Origin of the sequence: Kurthia senegalensis, from assembly GCF_000285595.1 — a bacterium.
In the GTDB taxonomy this organism is placed as follows: domain Bacteria; phylum Bacillota; class Bacilli; order Bacillales_A; family Planococcaceae; genus Kurthia; species Kurthia senegalensis.
The window spans coordinates 15,715-32,515 of the sequence record NZ_HE611071.1; the positions used below are offsets into that span (position 1 = coordinate 15,715).

Sequence of the window (16,801 nt, forward strand, 5' to 3'; positions counted from 1 at the left end):
TTCTATCTTTCTGCTTTTGACTGTATAATGCAAAGGAAGCAAGACATTTTTGAGGGGGATTCATATGAATTTACAAACTTTAGAACAAAGCATTTATTCATTAATTACAGAAACGTCTACGAACTTACCGAAAGACGTTCGTCGTGCTGTAAAGCGTGCAAAAGAAGCAGAAAATGCCGGTACACGTGCAGCGATGAGTTTAGACACTATTGCAAACAACATCTTCATGGCGGATGATAACGTTTCACCAATTTGCCAAGATACAGGACTTCCAACATTTAAAGTCAAAACTCCTGTAGGCGTAAACCAAATCGAAATCAAAAAAATGATTAAAGAAGCAATCGTTCGCACGACTGGCGATGCAAAGCTACGTCCAAATGCTGTCGATTCATTAACAGGCAAAAACTCTGGTGATAACTTAGGCGACGGTTTACCAGTAGTGAAGTTTGAACAATGGGAAAAAGACTATATCGAAATGAAATTAATTTTAAAAGGCGGCGGCTGTGAAAATAAAAATATCCAATATAGCCTTCCTTGCGAATTAGAAGGTCTCGGTCGTGCCGGTCGTGACTTAGATGGTATTCGTAAATGTATTTTACATTCGGTATACCAAGCACAAGGACAAGGTTGTTCTGCTGGCTTTATCGGCGTAGGAATCGGTGGTGACCGTTCTTCAGGATACGATTTAGCAAAAGAACAATTATTCCGTCACTTAGAAGATACGAATCCGAATGAAGATCTTGCAAAATTAGAAGATTACATCGTTGAAAAAGCGAACACACTCGGTATCGGTACGATGGGCTTCGGTGGTGAAGCGACACTTCTAGGTTGTAAAATCGGCGTTATGCACCGTATTCCAGCTTCTTTCTACGTATCTGTTGCGTATAACTGTTGGGCTTTCCGCCGTGCAGCGATTAACATCGATGCTGAAACAGGCGAAATTTTAGACTGGCACTATCAAGAAGGCGAAAAAATCGACTTCGCAGAAGCAGCACAAGCTCAACCGAAAAAAGATTCAAAAATCGTTGAATTAACTGCACCAATTTCTGAAAAAGACATTCGTAACTTAAAAGTTGGAGACGTCGTAAAAATTAACGGTCGTATGTTCACAGGTCGTGACGCGATTCACCATCATTTAATGAGTCACGATGCACCTGTAGATTTAAACGGTCAAATCATTTATCACTGTGGACCTGTTATGGCAAAAGACAAAGACGGTCAATGGACAGTAAAAGCAGCAGGACCTACTACTTCTATTCGTGAAGAACCTTACCAAGGTGATATTATGAAGAAATTTGGTATTCGTGCGGTAATCGGTAAAGGCGGTATGGGACCGAAAACGTTGAAAGCTTTAAATGAACACGGCGGTGTTTATTTAAATGCAATCGGTGGCGCAGCACAATATTATGCAGACTGTATTAAATCAGTAGATGGTGTGGATCTATTAGACTTCGGTATTCCAGAAGCGATGTGGCACTTAGGCGTTGAAGGTTTTACAGCCGTTGTAACGATGGATTCTCACGGAAACTCATTACACGCAGACGTTCAAAAATCTTCTGTTGAAAAATTAGCACAATACGCAGAACCTGTATTTAACTAATCTTAGTTCTTTTATAAAACGATTTGTTTCGGTCTCGACTGATAACAAATCGTTTTTTATTTTCTAACGATTTTCGTATGAATAACGCACGTAATCCCCTTTTAATTGAGAAGTAATTGCAACGTCCACATTTCAAAAAAGAAAAGAGCATTTTTCAAGTTATGACTCTTCCATTCCACCTCCCCTTATGTTATACTAATTTTAAATTTAGAATGATTCTAATTAAGGAATTTAAACAGACTATAAATCCTTATTTAAAAAGGATTTACATCGTAAATAAGAACGATTTTCATTATCAGGAGGGCATGTGAATGAACAAAACAATTGAGAAAGATAATCAATTAATTGAGAAAATAAAAGAGCATCACGAACTAATTGCTGCGGCTATTGCCGGTATTTTAATTGTGATTGCTTGGTTCGTCTCTCGTGACGAATTAACTTCGATCGGCATTACACTGTACGTATTCGCTTTCGTAATCGGTGGATTCGCTAAAGCGAAAGAAGGGATCGAAGAAACGATAGCAAACAAAGAATTGAACGTTGAATTTTTAATGATTTTAGCTGCGATCGGTTCCGCTATAATCGGTTACTGGACAGAAGGTGCGATTTTAATTTTCATCTTTGCTGTAAGTGGCGCACTTGAAACGTATGCAATGAACAAATCGCATAAAGAAATTTCTGCTTTAATGGACTTACAACCTGAAGAAGCTTGGCTCGTAGAAACAGATGGCTCTTTACGTCGTGTGAAAGTAAACGAATTACAACTTGGCGATACGTTAATGATTAAACCTGGCGAACGCGTGCCAGCAGATGGCGTCATCGCAAATGGTGCTACATCAATCGATGAAGCAGCGATTACAGGCGAATCGATTCCCGTTTCAAAATTCGAAGGCGATGAAGTTTTCGCCGGAACGGTCAACATGACAGGCGCTGTAAAAATGACGATGACGAAACCAAGTTCAGAGTCATTGTTCCAAAAAATTATTGATCTCGTACAATCAGCACAAAGTGAAAAATCACCTTCCCAACAATTTATCGAACGTTTTGAAGGCACATACGTTAAAGTCGTATTAATTACTGTAGCACTTATGATGTTCCTTCCCCACTTCTTACTCGGTTGGGATTGGACGACTACTTTCTACCGTGCCATGGTATTGCTCGTAGTGGCTTCTCCTTGTGCACTCGTTGCAGCAATCATGCCTGCAACACTTTCAGCAATTTCAAACGGTGCACGTAACGGTGTTTTATTCAAAGGTGGTTTACACATCGAGCATTTGAGCGTTTTAAAAGCTGTCGCTTTTGATAAAACAGGTACGCTAACACAAGGGAAACCTGAAGTAACTGATTTTATCGTTGCAGATGATTTAGTACCGAATACGATGCTCCAAATTTTAGCGAGTATTGAATACAACTCGAATCATCCACTCGCTGTTGCGATTGCAACATACGCAAAAAAACAAAACATTTCGCTCATCGATGCGACAATTACAGACATTCCAGGGTACGGTTTAGAAGGTACAGTTGACGGCGTCACTTATAAAGTCGGCAAAATGGATTTTGTCGGTCGCGAAGAAGCGACACACTTCGCTGGAGGCGCGGCAGCAACACTCGCTGAAGAAGGTAAAACCGTTATCTTCATTCGCGATGAGCAACGCATTTTAGCGATGGCCGCAATGAAAGATACCGTTCGTGAAGAAGCGAAGCAAGCGATTGCGCAATTAAAAGAACTTGGCATCCATACGGTCATGTTAACAGGTGACAATGAAAAAACAGCAAGAGCAATTGCTAAAGAAGCAGGCGTTGAAAGTTACATTGCGGAATGTTTACCTGAAACGAAAGTTCAGCACGTAAAAGATTTAATGACTCAATACAAATTCGTCGGCATGGTCGGCGATGGAATTAACGATGCACCTGCCCTTGCAACGGCTACGACAGGTATTGCGATGGGTGAAGGCACAGACGTCGCACTCGAAACAGCAGATGTCGTTTTAATGAAAAACGACTTATCTAAAATTTCTTACGCTGTCCGTGTAGCACGTAAAATGCAACGCATCGTCAAGCAAAACATCATCTTTGCTATTAGCGTCATCTTATTACTCATCATCTCTAACTTCTTACAAGCTGTCGACTTACCACTCGGCGTCGTTGGACATGAAGGTAGTACGATTTTAGTCATTTTAAATGGACTGCGCATGCTCCGTTTATAAAATAAAAAGAGCCGCCATGATGTTAAAATCATAGCGGCTCTTTCTTTTAGCTAAGGTAAGAAATAAGATGTTCCAACCTTTTATTCATCCGTTTAAGATGTTAATTCTAAACGACGACGTTTTTCTTTTTGTTCTTTTCTCTCTTGGACGATTGCATTGACGATTCCACCAATGATTAATACCATTCCCGTTATATACAGCCATAGCATTAAAATAATAATCCCCCCGATACTACCGTACGTTGCCGAGTAGTTTGCGAAATTATTAATATAAAATGAAAAGAAATAAGAAATGGCTAACCAAATAATCGTTGCAAGTACCGCACCTGGAATAGCACTTCTTAAATACATTTTCACATTCGGTCCGAGCCAGTACATGAAAACAAGCCCGCAAAAAATAACGAGCGGTGGTAATAGCACACGGAATTTATTAAATACCGTAGCAAAGCGATCACCAAGTCCAATTGTGTCCGCTAAGAAAATACCAATTTGTGTACCGAAAACGGGCAACACGAGTGCAATCAAAACGAGAATAATTAAAACGAGCGTGAAAACAACAGACATCGATCGAGCAATTAAAAATGGACGTGTTTCACTTTTACCGTAAGATAAATTCAAAGAATTAATAAGTGCATTAACCCCATTAGATGCCGACCAAAGCGTCCCTAAAATACCGATGGACAATAAACCACCGTTACGATTTTGAAGTACATCTCTCAATGTACTTTCAATCAAACTGTATACTTGCTCCGGTAAGATATTTTCCATCATCGTAAACACTTGTGCCTGAGGTAAATTTAAAAATGGAACGAGTGTCATTAAAAAAATAAGTAAAGGAAATAGTGCAAGTAGAAAGAAATAAGCTAGTTGCGCACCGAGTCCCGAAAGATTCGCTTGCGTAATTTTTTGCATAAATCCTTTAACGAACCCTTTCAGTGTAGATAAATCAAATTGAGGTGTCTGGTCATGAACTAAGTGCTTCTTTTCAATTTGTAACATTTTTACTTTATCGAACACTTCAGAAGAGGGTCCCGTCCGTATCTTTTTCGAGGACTTCTTCTTTTTCTTACTCACGAACATTCCTCCTTACTTGCCTAATTTAAAGATGAATGATTTCATCTTCAGAAGAATCATCTGCTTGTTTCATCTTGTCTGCTGAAGAAGTAAATGCTTGTTTCGTGTCATCCATAAATGTTTTCACTTGTGGTGTAAGCGATTTGACTTCTTCTATTTTTTCTAAGTAGTAATCTTTATTTTCAGCAAACTGATTGTAGATATTTTGAACAGATTCCACTTTCGCTAAGAGTGTGTCTTTTAACTCATCTCTATTTTTAGCGTAGTGTTGTACGTTTGCTGATACGTCTTTCAGCTTTTGAGTCGTTTCATTTCGTGTTTGACGGTCTAGCAAACTAATTACCATTCCTGCTGCTGCACCTAATGCAATTCCTAATACGAGTTTGTTCGTCATCATTGCTTCCTCCAAACTTTTCCCAAAATATTCTACTATGTAGTAGTTTACCCTTCTACTTTACCAATAAAACGCCAATTATGCCTACACAAAAGCATAATGAGCATGAGAACATTTTGTGGAAATATTGACTTTTTGAAAGCCACGTGAAATGATACTCATAGCACTAAAGAAAGGTTGGGATTTTCGTGAATTTAACTGAACCAACAACGGAAAATATTCATTTCATCATCGATGCCTTAAAAGATAAATTACGTATGGTGAATGCTGATGCAATGAAATCTGATAGCTTTGATGAATCAAACTATGAAGATTTAGTAGACTTATACCATATGGTTATGAAGCGCAATGCATTTAGCCCTAGCGAAATGCAAGCGATCGTAGCAGAACTTGGCTCATTACGTAAATAATATTCTATACAAAAAGGACGTGCCTCAGCACGTCCTTTTTTTACGTTTTACTTCGTATCAATCGGTTGTTTTTTCGTACCATTTTGATCAACTAATGGTTGGATTAATACTTCTACACGACGATTTTTCGAACGATTTTTTTCCGTATCATTTTTAGCAACTGGATTATTTTCGCCGTATCCTTTTGCACTAAAATATTGCGGATCTAATTTTTTGTTCGAATCAATTAAAACGGATAAAAAATTAACTGCACGCATAACGCTCAATTCCCAGTTACTTGAGAACTCACCACTTGCGGGAATATTATCCGTATAACCCGTCACCATAACAGGACGTGGCTCATCAAATACAAGCAGTTTAGATAAATCTTTTGCGAGTTTGCGATTTTCTGAAGCGACTGTCGCTTGACCTGACTCAAACAACACACTATCACGAATCGTAATAAGCAAGCCATCGTCTGTCATCTTCGTTGAAAATTGATTTTCCAGTTCATTCACAGCGATGTAGTTTTCAACATCGTCTTGAATACCATTCAATTCTCGTTGATCTTCCACATATGCTTGTGCTTTTTGAGAAAGTTCAGTACTTTTTGGTGTTACGGGATCTGTCGGTGAAGGATTATCCATTACGCCCTCTCCCCCGTCAAAAATCTGGTTGAAGACGTTCGATAACGCCGCCATTTTTTGTGCATCGACTGAACTCATTGCGAACAATACGATAAACAGTGCTAAAAGGAGCGTTAATAAATCTGAATATGGTAAGAGCCATGCTTCTGGAATTTCTTCCTCTTCTTTTTTCTTCTTACGCTTCTTTGCCAAGGCCATTCGCCTCGCTTTCGTCCATTATTTTTGCACGTTCAGCTTTCGTCAAGAATGAAGAAAGTTTTTGTTCGATGACACGAGGAGCCTCACCTTCTAATACAGAAAGAATACCTTCAATCATCATATATTTTTGCTTCGCTTCAACAGCTGACTTACGTTTTAATTTATTAGCAAATGGGTGCCATAATACGTAACCCGTAAAAATACCGAGCAATGTAGCAATAAAAGCTGCTGAAATGGCATGTCCTAATTTTTCAATATCGGTCATATCTTTTAATGCGGCAACTAAGCCAACTACGGCACCAAGAACCCCTAACGTTGGTGCATATGTACCTGCTTGCGTAAATATGTGCGCACCGGAATGATGACGTTCTTCCATCGCTTCCACTTCTTCTGTTAAAACATCGCGAATATAATCCGCATTTTGCCCATCAATTGCAAGTGTTAAACCATTTTTCAAAAATGGATCATCGATTTCATTTGTTTTGCTTTCTAGAGCAAGTAACCCTTCACGACGAGCTAAGTCAGCCCAACTTGAAAACATTTTTATTAAATCAACGTCACTCGCCAATTTTGGATTCGTGAAAATAATTTTAAATAATTTCGGTATACGCTTTAAATCGTTCATCGGAAACGCGATAACAACCGTAGCGATTGTACCAGCAATAATGATTAAAATGGCCGCTGGGTTAAGTAATGCGTCCGGTGTTACCCCTTTTAATGTCATACCGACAAGTAATGCGGCAAGCCCCAGTATTAGACCAACTACTGATGATATATCCATATCCGTACCTCCAAGTTCTCATTCTTTAGTTTATTTCGGTAGAAACGAACAGATATTAAGAAAGTTTCACACCTGAAAAAATTTTTTCTCATTTTTACTATAAAAATGCCATTTTTTAACTTAAATAAAACAGTATGCCTACTCTTTATTTCGTTTATCGAAATTGTTACACTATTAATGTAACTCAATTATATATGAAGAGGATGGTTTTGCATGACAGATTTCCAACAAAAACTTGAAAATTATGCTGAATTAGGTATTAAAATTGGTTCAAATCTTCAAAAAGGACAATATTTATTTTTAAATATTTCCGTTGAAAACACTCCACTCGCACATGCATTAACGAAAAAAGCGTATGAAGTTGGAGCAAGACAAGTATTCGTTCAATATTACGATGATCAAGTAACGCGTATGCGCTATGACCACGCACCAGAAGATTCATTCGATTTTTTCCCTGAGTGGGAAGCGCTTGAAAAAACAAAATTAGCTGAATACGGTGCAGCTTTCATTACCGTGAAATCTCAAAGCCCGGATTTATTAAAAGGCGTTAATCCAGATTATGTAGCTCGTGCGAATAAAGCAGCCGGTCAAGCACTTAGTAAATATCGTGAATATTCACAAGCAAATAAAATTAGTTGGACTGTTATGGCAGCGCCTACTGCGGCATGGGCGGCAAAAGTATTCCCTGAACTTCCTGAAGCAGAGCAAGTGGATGCTTTATGGGATGCGATGTTTAAAGCGACACGTGCAGACTTAGATAATCCCGTAGAAGCATGGCATAAACATGACGCAACACTTTCTGAAAAAGTTGAATTTTTAAACAAGAAACATTATAAAGCACTTCACTATACAGCACCAGGCACAGACTTAACAATTGAATTGCCTGCTACGCATATTTGGAGCGGTGGCGGTAGTAAAAATGAAAAAGGCATCGACTTCATGGCAAACATCCCGACAGAAGAAGTGTTCACTGCACCTCAGTGGGATGGCGTAAACGGTTATGTAACAGCTAAAAAGCCATTAAACTATAGCGGTAATTTAATCGATCAGTTTACAGTAACATTCGAAAAAGGTCGCATCGTTGACGTGAAAGCTGAAGAAGGCGAAGATATTATGAAAAATTTAATCGCTACAGACGAAGGTTCTCACTATCTTGGTGAAGTCGCACTCGTGCCTCATAATTCACCGATTTCAAATTCTGGCATTTTATTTTACAATACGCTATTTGACGAAAATGCATCAAATCACATCGCAATCGGGAGTGCTTATGCTTTTTGTATCGAAGGTGGTACAACGATGACACAAGAACAATTAAAAAAACACGGCCTTAACCGTAGTATCGTACACGTCGACTTTATGATTGGCTGCGCAGATATGGACATTGACGGAATTTTAGAAGATGGTTCTACTGAACCTGTATTCCGCAATGGAAACTGGGCTTTTTAAATAATTCGAATATACTTTTTGCAAACTAGAATGGGTAATCAACCATTCTAGTTTTTTATCGTCGTTTTTCATAATAAAAGAAAATTGATTTATTTTAAGTTTTAATGACAAAATCATCTCTCTTATGTCAAAAAGAGCATAAAGTTGTTTTAAAAAGGAAAAATAAGGTATTTATAAGTGAGTTCATACATGATGTGTTTTCCCTAGTGAAAAAACCCTCCTATCAATCAAGCAAAATTTGTTCTATACTAAACCGTACAATAGCATTTTAATGCTTTCGAGGAGGATTTTTTTATGTTTTCAACTACAGCAATCGGGATCGATTTAGGAACTGCAAACATATTAGTATATACAAAGTCTGAAGGGATCATTTTAAACGAACCTTCAGTAATCGCTGTTAATACCAATTCAAACCAAGTACTTGCGATCGGTTACGAAGCGCAAGCTATGTTAGGTAAAACACCACCAGCCATTACCGTAGCACGTCCGTTACGTGATGGTGTCATTGCCGATTTTGATTTAACGACTGCCCTTTTAAAAACCGTTTTAGAAAAAGCGATTAAAAATGGTGCATCATTCCGTAAACCAAACGTTGTCATTTGTGTACCATCTGGTGCAACTTCTGTAGAACGTTTAGCAATTAAAGATGCTGTCACACAATGTGGCGCAAAAGAAGTCTTTTTAATCGACGAACCGATAGCAGCTGCTATCGGTGCTGAACTACCAATTAATGAACCAATCGCAAGTATGGTCGTTGATATCGGTGGTGGTACGACAGAAGTTGGTATTATTTCATTCGGTGGCATCGTTACTTCTGCCACATTAAAATTGGGTGGCGACGCATTAGATGAAGAAATTGTGCATTACGTACGTCAAAACTACAATATTTTAATCGGTATTCCAACAGCTGAACGCATTAAGCAAGAAATTGGCTGTGCCCCTTGTGAGCTACCAGAAGAAAGCATGGTCACAACAGGTCGTGACATCGTCACTGGTTTACCAAAATCCGTAACAATTACATCAACAGAAATTCGTGAATGTTTAAATGAATCATTGCTTCAAGTTTTGGCAACAATTCGTCGTTCACTTGAAAACTGTCCACCAGAACTTGCAGGCGATATCGTAGAAGAAGGCATCATCTTAACAGGTGGTGGTTCTTTATTAAAAGGAATGGAAGATTGGTTACGTACAGAACTATTAGTTCCTGTAAACTTAGCTCCTTCTCCATTAGAATCAGTAGCAATTGGTACAGGTCGTGCAACTGAAACGTTACATTTAATGAAAAATCATAAATAAATTGCAAAATTTTGTATATTCAAACATCGTTTTTGTCTATTTTGTGGCAAAGCGGTGTTTTTTTCATTTTACTTCGTTACAATAAAGAGGTGCTAATGCACAATTTCAGATAGTCATCTGACATAAAGGGGGAAATATCATAATGGCAGTTTTAGATGATATTTTAAAGTTTAACGGTGAATTCGTAGAAGAAAAGCAATATGAACCTTATATTGCAGGGAAATATCCAAACAAGCATTACGTTATCCTTACTTGCATGGATACACGTCTTGTAGAATTATTACCAAAAGCAATGAACATTCATAATGGGGATGTCAAAATGGTTAAAAGTGCAGGCGCAACAGTAAGTCACCCATTCGGTGGTATTATGCGTAGCCTTTTAGTAGCGATTTATGCCTTAAAAGCAGACGAAATCTTCGTTGTCGGTCACTACGACTGTGGAATGAGTGCCGTTGATCCAGATGTCGTTATTGAAAACATGAAAGAACGTGGCATTTCTGCTGAAACAATTAAAAACGTTCAATACTCTGGTGTTGATTTAAATCAATGGTTAAAAGGTTTTGGTGATGTTACGAAAAACGTTGAACATAGTGTCGACGTTATTCGTAATCACCCACTTGTTTCAAACGAAATTCCTGTTCACGGTTTAGTCATCGATCCAAAAACAGGCAAACTTGATTTAGTAACGAGCGGTTACGAAGGTTAATCGTTCATTAAATAAATAATGCGTACGTTTATGTCCGCTTAAAAAGAGCTATTCGACAGAGGTCGAATAGCTCTTTTTTTACGTAAGAAATGTTTTCAAATACATCCGCCACTTACGCCAGACGGCCTTCCCTTTTCAAAACTGCTCGTCTACGAGTGCATACAAAAAGTGGTCTTCCCACGTACCGTTCACATAAAGCAGTTGCTTCAACAAGCCTTCTCGTTGAAATTGTGCTTTTTCTAATACTTTAACAGAACCTAGATTTTTCGGTGATACGAACGCTTCTAAACGATGTAATCCAATCTCTTCAAAAGCAAATTGACAAACCCGTTGAAGTGCATCTGTCGCATAGCCTTGCCCTACTTCCTTCTCATCTAAAGAATAGCCTACGTACGCACTTGAGAACGGTAGGCGCTTAATAGCGTACACCGATATGTGACCGATTAACTTTTCAGACGTCTTTGAAAATATGCCAAAACTAAACTCTCGACGCATTTGCATTTGGCGATTGGATTCTTGTATTTTTCTTAATTGAATTTTCTCTGTGTAATATTCAGGTGGGTGTAGCGGTTCATGAACAGACCAATAGCGTTTATTGCGTATTACGAGTTCTGTCATCGCTTGAACATCCTCATTTCCTAACGTTCGTAAAAAACATCTCTCTCCATTAAGCGTAACCATTTCAACACCTACCCCAACATTCAATTTATACTTCTTTTGAAACCGCTTCTGCCGGGTCTGTAATTTTCAGACCGCGCTGTTCACATTCTTTTTTCACATGTGAAATGATTTGTTTTAACACTTCAATTCGTGCATATTTTTTATCATCACCCGCAATTAAAATCCACGGTGCATTTTTTTTATCAGTTTGTGCAAACATATCGTTCGCTGCTTCTACGTACAATGGCCACTTTTCACGATTACGCCAATCTTCATCCGTCAGCTTCCATTGTTTGTATGGATCTTCTTTACGCTCTTTAAAGCGATTTAGCTGCTCTTCTTCTGAAATTTGTACCCAGAATTTCAGAAGAATATAGTTATCATCTGTTAACAATTTTTCAAATTGATTAATTTCTGTGTAAGCACGTTTCCATTCTTGCTTCGTCGCAAATCCTTCAATTCGTTCAACGAGTACACGACCATACCACGTGCGGTCAAAAATACCGATTTGTCCACGCGCCGGTAAACGTGTGGAGAAGCGGTGTAAATGGTTATATTTCAAATCTTGCGGTGTCGGTGCAGCAATTGGATGTACGACGTAGCCACGGGGGTCTAAACGCTGTGTTAAACGTTTAATTGCCCCACCTTTACCAGCGGCGTCCATCCCTTCAAAACCAATGACTAATCCAATATCATGCGTAAATAAAAATTGTTGAATGTTTAACAACTCATACTGTAACTTCTTTAATTCTTTCTTATACGATGTTTTTTCATCAAGATGTTTTTTCGTTTTTAAGTTTTCTAATTTTTGTACCAACTTGATCGCCTCCATTTACAATATATATTATATTTTACAGCTCTTAACCATTTTCTTGCAATTCACCATACTTTTTTCTCATATTTCATTTTTTTAAACATAGAATGTTCACAGAATTACAACTTTGTCCGATAGCTCTATACGTTATACTTAATAAAGAAGTTTTGCACTAATCAAGGAGGCTTTTGTTTGAGTAGATTTTTAACCGTCTTATTATTTTTCATTTTAACGACGATTGCTACTTTTTCTGCACTCATCCTTCCACCAGCACATCTTTCTTCAATGAATGTAGCATATACCTATCAAATATTAATTTTCCCTGCTTTTTATGTTTTTAACATTATTTTTATAATTTATATAATTCTTACGTATTGGATTTATTTGCAGTGGAAAAATCAACATACATCTTACGCACTCACATGGAAACAAGTCGCTTTATTTAGTTTTAGCGCGATGGGCATCATCGTTTGGATTTTCCTTTGCCAACATCACTACTTTATTTCGGCCTTTGGTTTCATTGTATTAAGCACTATTTTATTATCTAAGCTCCATATGACATATGATTCGCGTCTACAATCGTCTACTCGATTTCCAATTACGCTGCTTTATAGTTGGTTAGCTATTGTATGTACGTTGCACTTCGCTTTTATTTTTGTCTACTATAGCTACGATACAATCGGTTTCAGTAAACCGTTATGGGCAGTTAGCTTTTTAACGATTGCTACAGTGTATGCACTATATATACGGTATAAACGTTCGGATCCTTTTTTTCCGATGCTCTTCATTTGGTGGTTGCTCGGTGTCGTTTGTTCAACACGTTTTGATGAACTACTCGTAACGACATCTTCTTTATTTTTAATGGGTGTACTAGCAATCGGAACTTTTTTCATTCGAAAATATTCATCCGTTCTTAACACGTACTCAACGTACTTATAATATGGAACAAAAAAAGGACGTATCGCTTGAAACGATACGTCCTTTTTCTATTAAAAATTAGTCAATTTTAGTCGTTAAAACAGGACCGTTTTTCGTTACGATTACCGTATGTTCTAATTGTGCAACATATGATTTATCAGGTGTTAAGAATGCCCAACCGTCTGTACCTTCAACGATGCTTTCAGCGCTTTGAGAGATGAATGGTTCTACAGCGAATACCATTCCTTCTTTCATAATTGTCGCATCCCATGCATCGAAGTAGTTTAATACGTATTGAGGTTCTTCATGTAATGAATGACCTACGCCGTGACCTGTTAAGTTCATGATTACTTTTAAGCCTTTTTCATGTGCTTCGCGTTCTACTGCTTTACCAATTTGGTTTAAGCGAGCACTCGGTTTGATTTTAGTCATTGCACGATCGAATGAACTTTGTGCTACGTCGCAAAGAATTTGTAATTCAGGTTTTTCCACATCACCTACAATGAATGACACACCTGTATCTGCATAATAACCATCTACATGGCCAGATACGTCGATGTTGATCATATCGCCTTCTTGTAGTTTACGATTATTTGGAATACCGTGAGCAACACATTCGTTTACGCTAATGCACGTATAGCCTGGGAAATCGTATTCTGCTTTAGGTCCTGAAACAGCACCTTTTTCTTCGAATAATTTACCAGCTAAATCATCTAATTCTTTCGTAGTGACACCTGGTTTTGTAGCGTCTCTTAAAGCGTTACGAATTTCAGCCATCGCACGACCAGCTTTCATTAACGCGTCATATTCTTCTTGTGTTTTAACAATCATTTTTACGATCTCCTTTTATATAAATATCTCTTTATACTATATCACACTTTGAAAAAATTATTAAAAAGAGCGAATCACTTCAAGCGTGATTCGCTCTCGTTTTTATCGTTGATATGGCTTTAAAAGCTTCGGTGCTTTCGCAAATAGTAAGCTGACGATTGCAGCGGTTAAAATAATTGCCGGTACCATGTACGAACCGTTATAAACGATCGTATAAATTAAAACATTTTGGTCGCCTGCGTATTCAGAAAAGAATACGTACCCCGCTGTAGCGTGTGCTACGTAACGGAGTAGACCACCGACAATCGTTCCAATCGTAATGTACAAACCGATTTCTGCTTTTGATTTTGTATTCATAACGAGCGGACGCATAAGTCCAGCTAGTCCGACAACTGTAAATGCGAAGAAGTAATCAATAAATCCTTGAAGTGGCGTTAAAATAAACCCACCAAACATCGCATTCATCGTTCCGATTAGTAAGCCTGTCACGAGACCCGCAATTGTCCCCCAACGAAATGCTATTATAATAATTGGCACCATGACTAAACTAATCGAACCACCTTGTGGCCATAAGCTAAATGTCAGCTTATCTAAGATGATTCCAATTGCCGCAAAAATCGCGACTTCTACCATCATTAATAATTTTCTATTGTTCAATCTCCTCAACCTCCAATGTTCGATGTATAAATCAGAGCCTTGGGATTAGATAGATATGAAAAAAAGCGATGCCAGGGAAAGACCCCCGACACCGCTAAATACGTCAGATTTCTATCCACATTCCTACGCAAGCATTAACTTACAGGTGCAAAGGGTTAGAAGTCACACTTCACTCTCAGCCATTTTAATGGCTCCCCTTGTGGTCGATACATCATTTTATTTTATTGAACAGCTTTATTGTAAAAAAATTCAGCTAAATTTCAACCTTTTTGAAACGGTTTGATGACTCATCCGTACATAATATAAAGGAGTGATTTATATGGACTTAACTAAAAATGAACAAGCCGAAGGAAATCGTATACTCGCCTCACTTTGCTACTTTAGCGTATTTTTCGCTAGTTTTCTTTTCCCGTTAATCGTTTGGCTCATCTCAAAAAATCCATTTGAAAAATTCCATGCAAAAAAAGCACTTATTTCGCATCTTATCGTTTTTATTCCACTAATTTTTATTTTAATTCCATTTACCATCTTTATGTTCGGCCAAAATGATGAAACGATGTCAGTGATGATGATTATTATGTTGTTACTTTTTGGAATTTATGTAATTGCCTCACTCATAACAATTATTTGGAATATTATTCAAGGCATTAAAGTTTTAAACGTTTAAATAAAGTAGCTTTTGGCAATAATATAACTAGCTCTATTTTATTTAAATTCAAAAGGGAGTGATTTTCATGGCTTCAAAAAGCAATTTATCAAAAGTAATTAGTACGGCAATTAAGTTAGCACCGATCGTTTACCCAATTATCAAAAAAATGATCGATCAAAAGAAAGCAACATCACGTAAATAAAAAAACGAGCATCCTCGCTTCATGCGAAAAGATGCTCGTTTTTATTTACATTCCTAATTAAAATGCCCATTCACCTTTACGGAATACAGCTTCTACTGTGCCGTCTGCATGAATGCCATCGATATCCATGTCTCCGCTTCCGACCATGAAGTCTTCATGCGTAATAGATGTATTGATACCTACTTTATCCATTTCCTCTTCAGAAAGGTCGCTGCCGCCCTCATAACAAGTCGGATATGCTGCACCAATCGCAATATGGTTGGATGCATTCTCATCGAATAATGTATTGAAATACAGTAAGCCCGATGCTGAAATCGGTGATTTGTGTGGAACGAGTGCAATCTCACCGATATATTTTGACCCCTCATCTGCTTTAATTAATTCGTTTAATAATTCTTCACCTTGCGCAGCTTCTGCCTTCACGATGACACCATTTTCAAACGTCAATTTGAATTGGTCGATAATATTCCCTTGGTAAACGAGTGGTTTCGTAGAAGATACGTACCCGTTCACGTCGTATTTAGAAGGCAGAGTAAATACTTCTTCTGTTGGCATATTTGCTACAAAATCTGTACCTTGCGGTGTTTTGCTAGAGCCTGTTGCCCAAATATGTTTATCTGGTAAGCCTACGATTAAATCTGTACCTGGTGCTTTGTAGTGAAGTTTTGCGAAATGTTTTTCATTCATTAAATCCCCACGTGTATGAAGATTTTTCAAATGTTTTTGCCAATTTTCAACAGCATTTCCTTCTCCGATGTGTACCGTTTTGAAAATAGCTTCCCACATAGCTGGTACTTGTTCTGCTTCTGGAAGTTCTGGGAACACTTTCGCAGCCCATTTTTTAGAAGGAATCGCAATGATTGACCATGCAATTTTATCGTTCATTACTGCGTCACGATAATTTTCTAACGCTTTACCAGATGCTTTTTGATTCGTCGTAATTTTTTCAACAGGGATACCTGACATTAAATCGGGATCTGCTGCATCAATCCAAAGTAGTGCACCGCCACGTTCAATTAATTCATCTCGTTGCGCGGTAATCCAACGAGGGAATTTTTCAAATTCTTCAACCGGCGCATGTTCAAACGTCTCGCGTGCTACCACATCATCTGAATAGTTGACTGTCACACGTGCTGCACCAGCTTTGTACGCTTCTTTTACGACCATACGCGTAAATTCAAGCGTATCAACAGTCGTATTAATTAAAAGTGTTTGTCCTTGCTGAATGTTCGTACCTACTTTTACGGCTAATTCCGCAAATTGAGCTAGTTTTTCTTCAAATGTCATGTAAAATCGACCCCTTAGCGTTTTTTATAAGAACGTTTAGCGCCAT

Annotated in this window: 17 protein-coding genes and 1 riboswitch; of the genes, 8 read left to right on the forward strand and 9 right to left on the reverse strand. The window is 38.0% G+C overall.

The genetic code is table 11. The features are described from left to right. Nucleotides 1–64: 64 nt before the first annotated feature. Together KSHG_RS14205 and KSHG_RS14210 are read left to right on the forward strand one after the other, a co-directional pair. Nucleotides 65–1,600, forward strand: coding sequence for a fumarate hydratase (locus KSHG_RS14205; RefSeq protein WP_010308439.1), 1,536 nt, complete (start codon nucleotides 65–67; stop codon nucleotides 1,598–1,600). Nucleotides 1,601–1,911: 311 nt separating this feature from the next. Beyond that, nucleotides 1,912–3,807 (forward strand): heavy metal translocating P-type ATPase, encoded by a 1,896-nt coding sequence (locus tag KSHG_RS14210; protein ID WP_010308443.1) that lies wholly within the window; start codon nucleotides 1,912–1,914, stop codon nucleotides 3,805–3,807. A gap of 92 nt (nucleotides 3,808–3,899) precedes the next feature. Here KSHG_RS14210 and KSHG_RS14215 read toward each other — a convergent pair whose 3' ends face one another. Then, entirely contained in the window at nucleotides 3,900–4,805 is a 906-nt protein-coding gene (locus KSHG_RS14215) for a YihY/virulence factor BrkB family protein (RefSeq protein ID WP_042232272.1), read from the reverse strand. Nucleotides 4,806–4,905: 100 nt separating this feature from the next. Continuing rightward, entirely contained in the window at nucleotides 4,906–5,277 is a 372-nt protein-coding gene (locus KSHG_RS14220; protein WP_235728388.1) for a YtxH domain-containing protein, read from the reverse strand. Nucleotides 5,278–5,462: 185 nt separating this feature from the next. Between KSHG_RS14220 and KSHG_RS14225 the strand changes: the two genes are divergently transcribed. After that, the gene (locus KSHG_RS14225; protein WP_010308458.1) at nucleotides 5,463–5,684 is read left to right on the forward strand and encodes a DUF1128 domain-containing protein; all 222 of its coding nucleotides are present in this window, start codon (nucleotides 5,463–5,465) and stop codon (nucleotides 5,682–5,684) included. Between the two features lie 47 nt (nucleotides 5,685–5,731). On the opposite strand, the gene motB is transcribed toward KSHG_RS14225, so the two are convergent. Both motB and motA read right to left on the reverse strand, forming a co-directional pair. Beyond that, nucleotides 5,732–6,502 carry a flagellar motor protein MotB gene (motB, locus tag KSHG_RS14230; RefSeq protein WP_010308463.1) on the reverse strand — a complete coding sequence of 257 codons (771 nt, stop codon included), beginning with the start codon at nucleotides 6,500–6,502 and terminating at the stop codon, nucleotides 5,732–5,734. Then, complete coding sequence (motA, locus tag KSHG_RS14235; protein WP_010308466.1) at nucleotides 6,486–7,289, reverse strand: flagellar motor stator protein MotA; 804 nt, start codon at nucleotides 7,287–7,289, stop codon at nucleotides 6,486–6,488. The genes motB and motA overlap by 17 nt, the downstream gene beginning before the upstream one ends. Nucleotides 7,290–7,502: 213 nt before the next feature. Between motA and KSHG_RS14240 the strand changes: the two genes are divergently transcribed. From KSHG_RS14240 to KSHG_RS14250, 3 genes are all read left to right on the forward strand, one after another. Beyond that, entirely contained in the window at nucleotides 7,503–8,735 is a 1,233-nt protein-coding gene (locus KSHG_RS14240; protein ID WP_010308468.1) for an aminopeptidase, read from the forward strand. A gap of 294 nt (nucleotides 8,736–9,029) precedes the next feature. Then, a complete protein-coding gene (gene mreBH / locus KSHG_RS14245; protein WP_010308471.1) occupies nucleotides 9,030–10,031 on the forward strand; it encodes a rod-share determining protein MreBH in 1,002 nt (333 codons plus the stop codon). Nucleotides 10,032–10,173: 142 nt separating this feature from the next. After that, nucleotides 10,174–10,737, forward strand: coding sequence for a beta-class carbonic anhydrase (locus tag KSHG_RS14250; RefSeq protein WP_010308474.1), 564 nt, complete (start codon nucleotides 10,174–10,176; stop codon nucleotides 10,735–10,737). Between the two features lie 135 nt (nucleotides 10,738–10,872). Here KSHG_RS14250 and KSHG_RS14255 read toward each other — a convergent pair whose 3' ends face one another. Together KSHG_RS14255 and KSHG_RS14260 are read right to left on the reverse strand one after the other, a co-directional pair. Beyond that, nucleotides 10,873–11,418, reverse strand: coding sequence for a GNAT family N-acetyltransferase (locus KSHG_RS14255; protein ID WP_010308475.1), 546 nt, complete (start codon nucleotides 11,416–11,418; stop codon nucleotides 10,873–10,875). Between the two features lie 25 nt (nucleotides 11,419–11,443). Beyond that, entirely contained in the window at nucleotides 11,444–12,214 is a 771-nt protein-coding gene (locus tag KSHG_RS14260) for a polyphosphate kinase 2 family protein (protein ID WP_010308480.1), read from the reverse strand. Nucleotides 12,215–12,403: 189 nt separating this feature from the next. Here KSHG_RS14260 and KSHG_RS14265 point away from each other — a divergent pair, with 189 nt between their 5' ends. After that, nucleotides 12,404–13,150, forward strand: coding sequence for a hypothetical protein (locus KSHG_RS14265; protein WP_026022622.1), 747 nt, complete (start codon nucleotides 12,404–12,406; stop codon nucleotides 13,148–13,150). Between the two features lie 57 nt (nucleotides 13,151–13,207). Here KSHG_RS14265 and map read toward each other — a convergent pair whose 3' ends face one another. Both map and thiT read right to left on the reverse strand, forming a co-directional pair. Then, nucleotides 13,208–13,960, reverse strand: coding sequence for a type I methionyl aminopeptidase (map, locus tag KSHG_RS14270; protein WP_010308488.1), 753 nt, complete (start codon nucleotides 13,958–13,960; stop codon nucleotides 13,208–13,210). A 102-nt stretch (nucleotides 13,961–14,062) separates the two neighbouring features. Next, a complete protein-coding gene (gene thiT / locus KSHG_RS14275; protein ID WP_010308492.1) occupies nucleotides 14,063–14,617 on the reverse strand; it encodes an energy-coupled thiamine transporter ThiT in 555 nt (184 codons plus the stop codon). A gap of 103 nt (nucleotides 14,618–14,720) precedes the next feature. After that, nucleotides 14,721–14,825: riboswitch (TPP riboswitch) on the reverse strand. A 111-nt stretch (nucleotides 14,826–14,936) separates the two neighbouring features. On the opposite strand from thiT, the gene KSHG_RS14280 reads away from it, so the two are divergent. Next, on the forward strand, nucleotides 14,937–15,284 hold the full coding sequence (locus tag KSHG_RS14280; RefSeq protein ID WP_010308495.1) for a DUF4870 domain-containing protein: 348 nt from the start codon (nucleotides 14,937–14,939) through the stop codon (nucleotides 15,282–15,284). Between the two features lie 241 nt (nucleotides 15,285–15,525). Here KSHG_RS14280 and KSHG_RS14290 read toward each other — a convergent pair whose 3' ends face one another. Then, nucleotides 15,526–16,755 carry an aminopeptidase gene (locus KSHG_RS14290; RefSeq protein ID WP_010308498.1) on the reverse strand — a complete coding sequence of 410 codons (1,230 nt, stop codon included), beginning with the start codon at nucleotides 16,753–16,755 and terminating at the stop codon, nucleotides 15,526–15,528. Nucleotides 16,756–16,801 lie beyond the last annotated feature (46 nt).

Coding starts and splice junctions, on each gene's coding strand:
- KSHG_RS14240 (WP_010308468.1), top strand. CDS start 7,503: ATGACAGATTTCCAACAAAAACTTGAAAATTATGCTGAATTAGGTATT.
- motA (WP_010308466.1), bottom strand. CDS start 7,289: ATGGATATATCATCAGTAGTTGGTCTAATACTGGGGCTTGCCGCATTA.
- KSHG_RS14210 (WP_010308443.1), top strand. CDS start 1,912: ATGAACAAAACAATTGAGAAAGATAATCAATTAATTGAGAAAATAAAA.
- mreBH (WP_010308471.1), top strand. CDS start 9,030: ATGTTTTCAACTACAGCAATCGGGATCGATTTAGGAACTGCAAACATA.
- KSHG_RS14205 (WP_010308439.1), top strand. CDS start 65: ATGAATTTACAAACTTTAGAACAAAGCATTTATTCATTAATTACAGAA.
- KSHG_RS14290 (WP_010308498.1), bottom strand. CDS start 16,755: ATGACATTTGAAGAAAAACTAGCTCAATTTGCGGAATTAGCCGTAAAA.
- KSHG_RS14215 (WP_042232272.1), bottom strand. CDS start 4,805: ATGTTACAAATTGAAAAGAAGCACTTAGTTCATGACCAGACACCTCAA.
- KSHG_RS14280 (WP_010308495.1), top strand. CDS start 14,937: ATGGACTTAACTAAAAATGAACAAGCCGAAGGAAATCGTATACTCGCC.
- map (WP_010308488.1), bottom strand. CDS start 13,960: ATGATTGTTAAAACACAAGAAGAATATGACGCGTTAATGAAAGCTGGT.
- KSHG_RS14255 (WP_010308475.1), bottom strand. CDS start 11,418: ATGGTTACGCTTAATGGAGAGAGATGTTTTTTACGAACGTTAGGAAAT.
- KSHG_RS14220 (WP_235728388.1), bottom strand. CDS start 5,277: ATGATGACGAACAAACTCGTATTAGGAATTGCATTAGGTGCAGCAGCA.
- KSHG_RS14250 (WP_010308474.1), top strand. CDS start 10,174: ATGGCAGTTTTAGATGATATTTTAAAGTTTAACGGTGAATTCGTAGAA.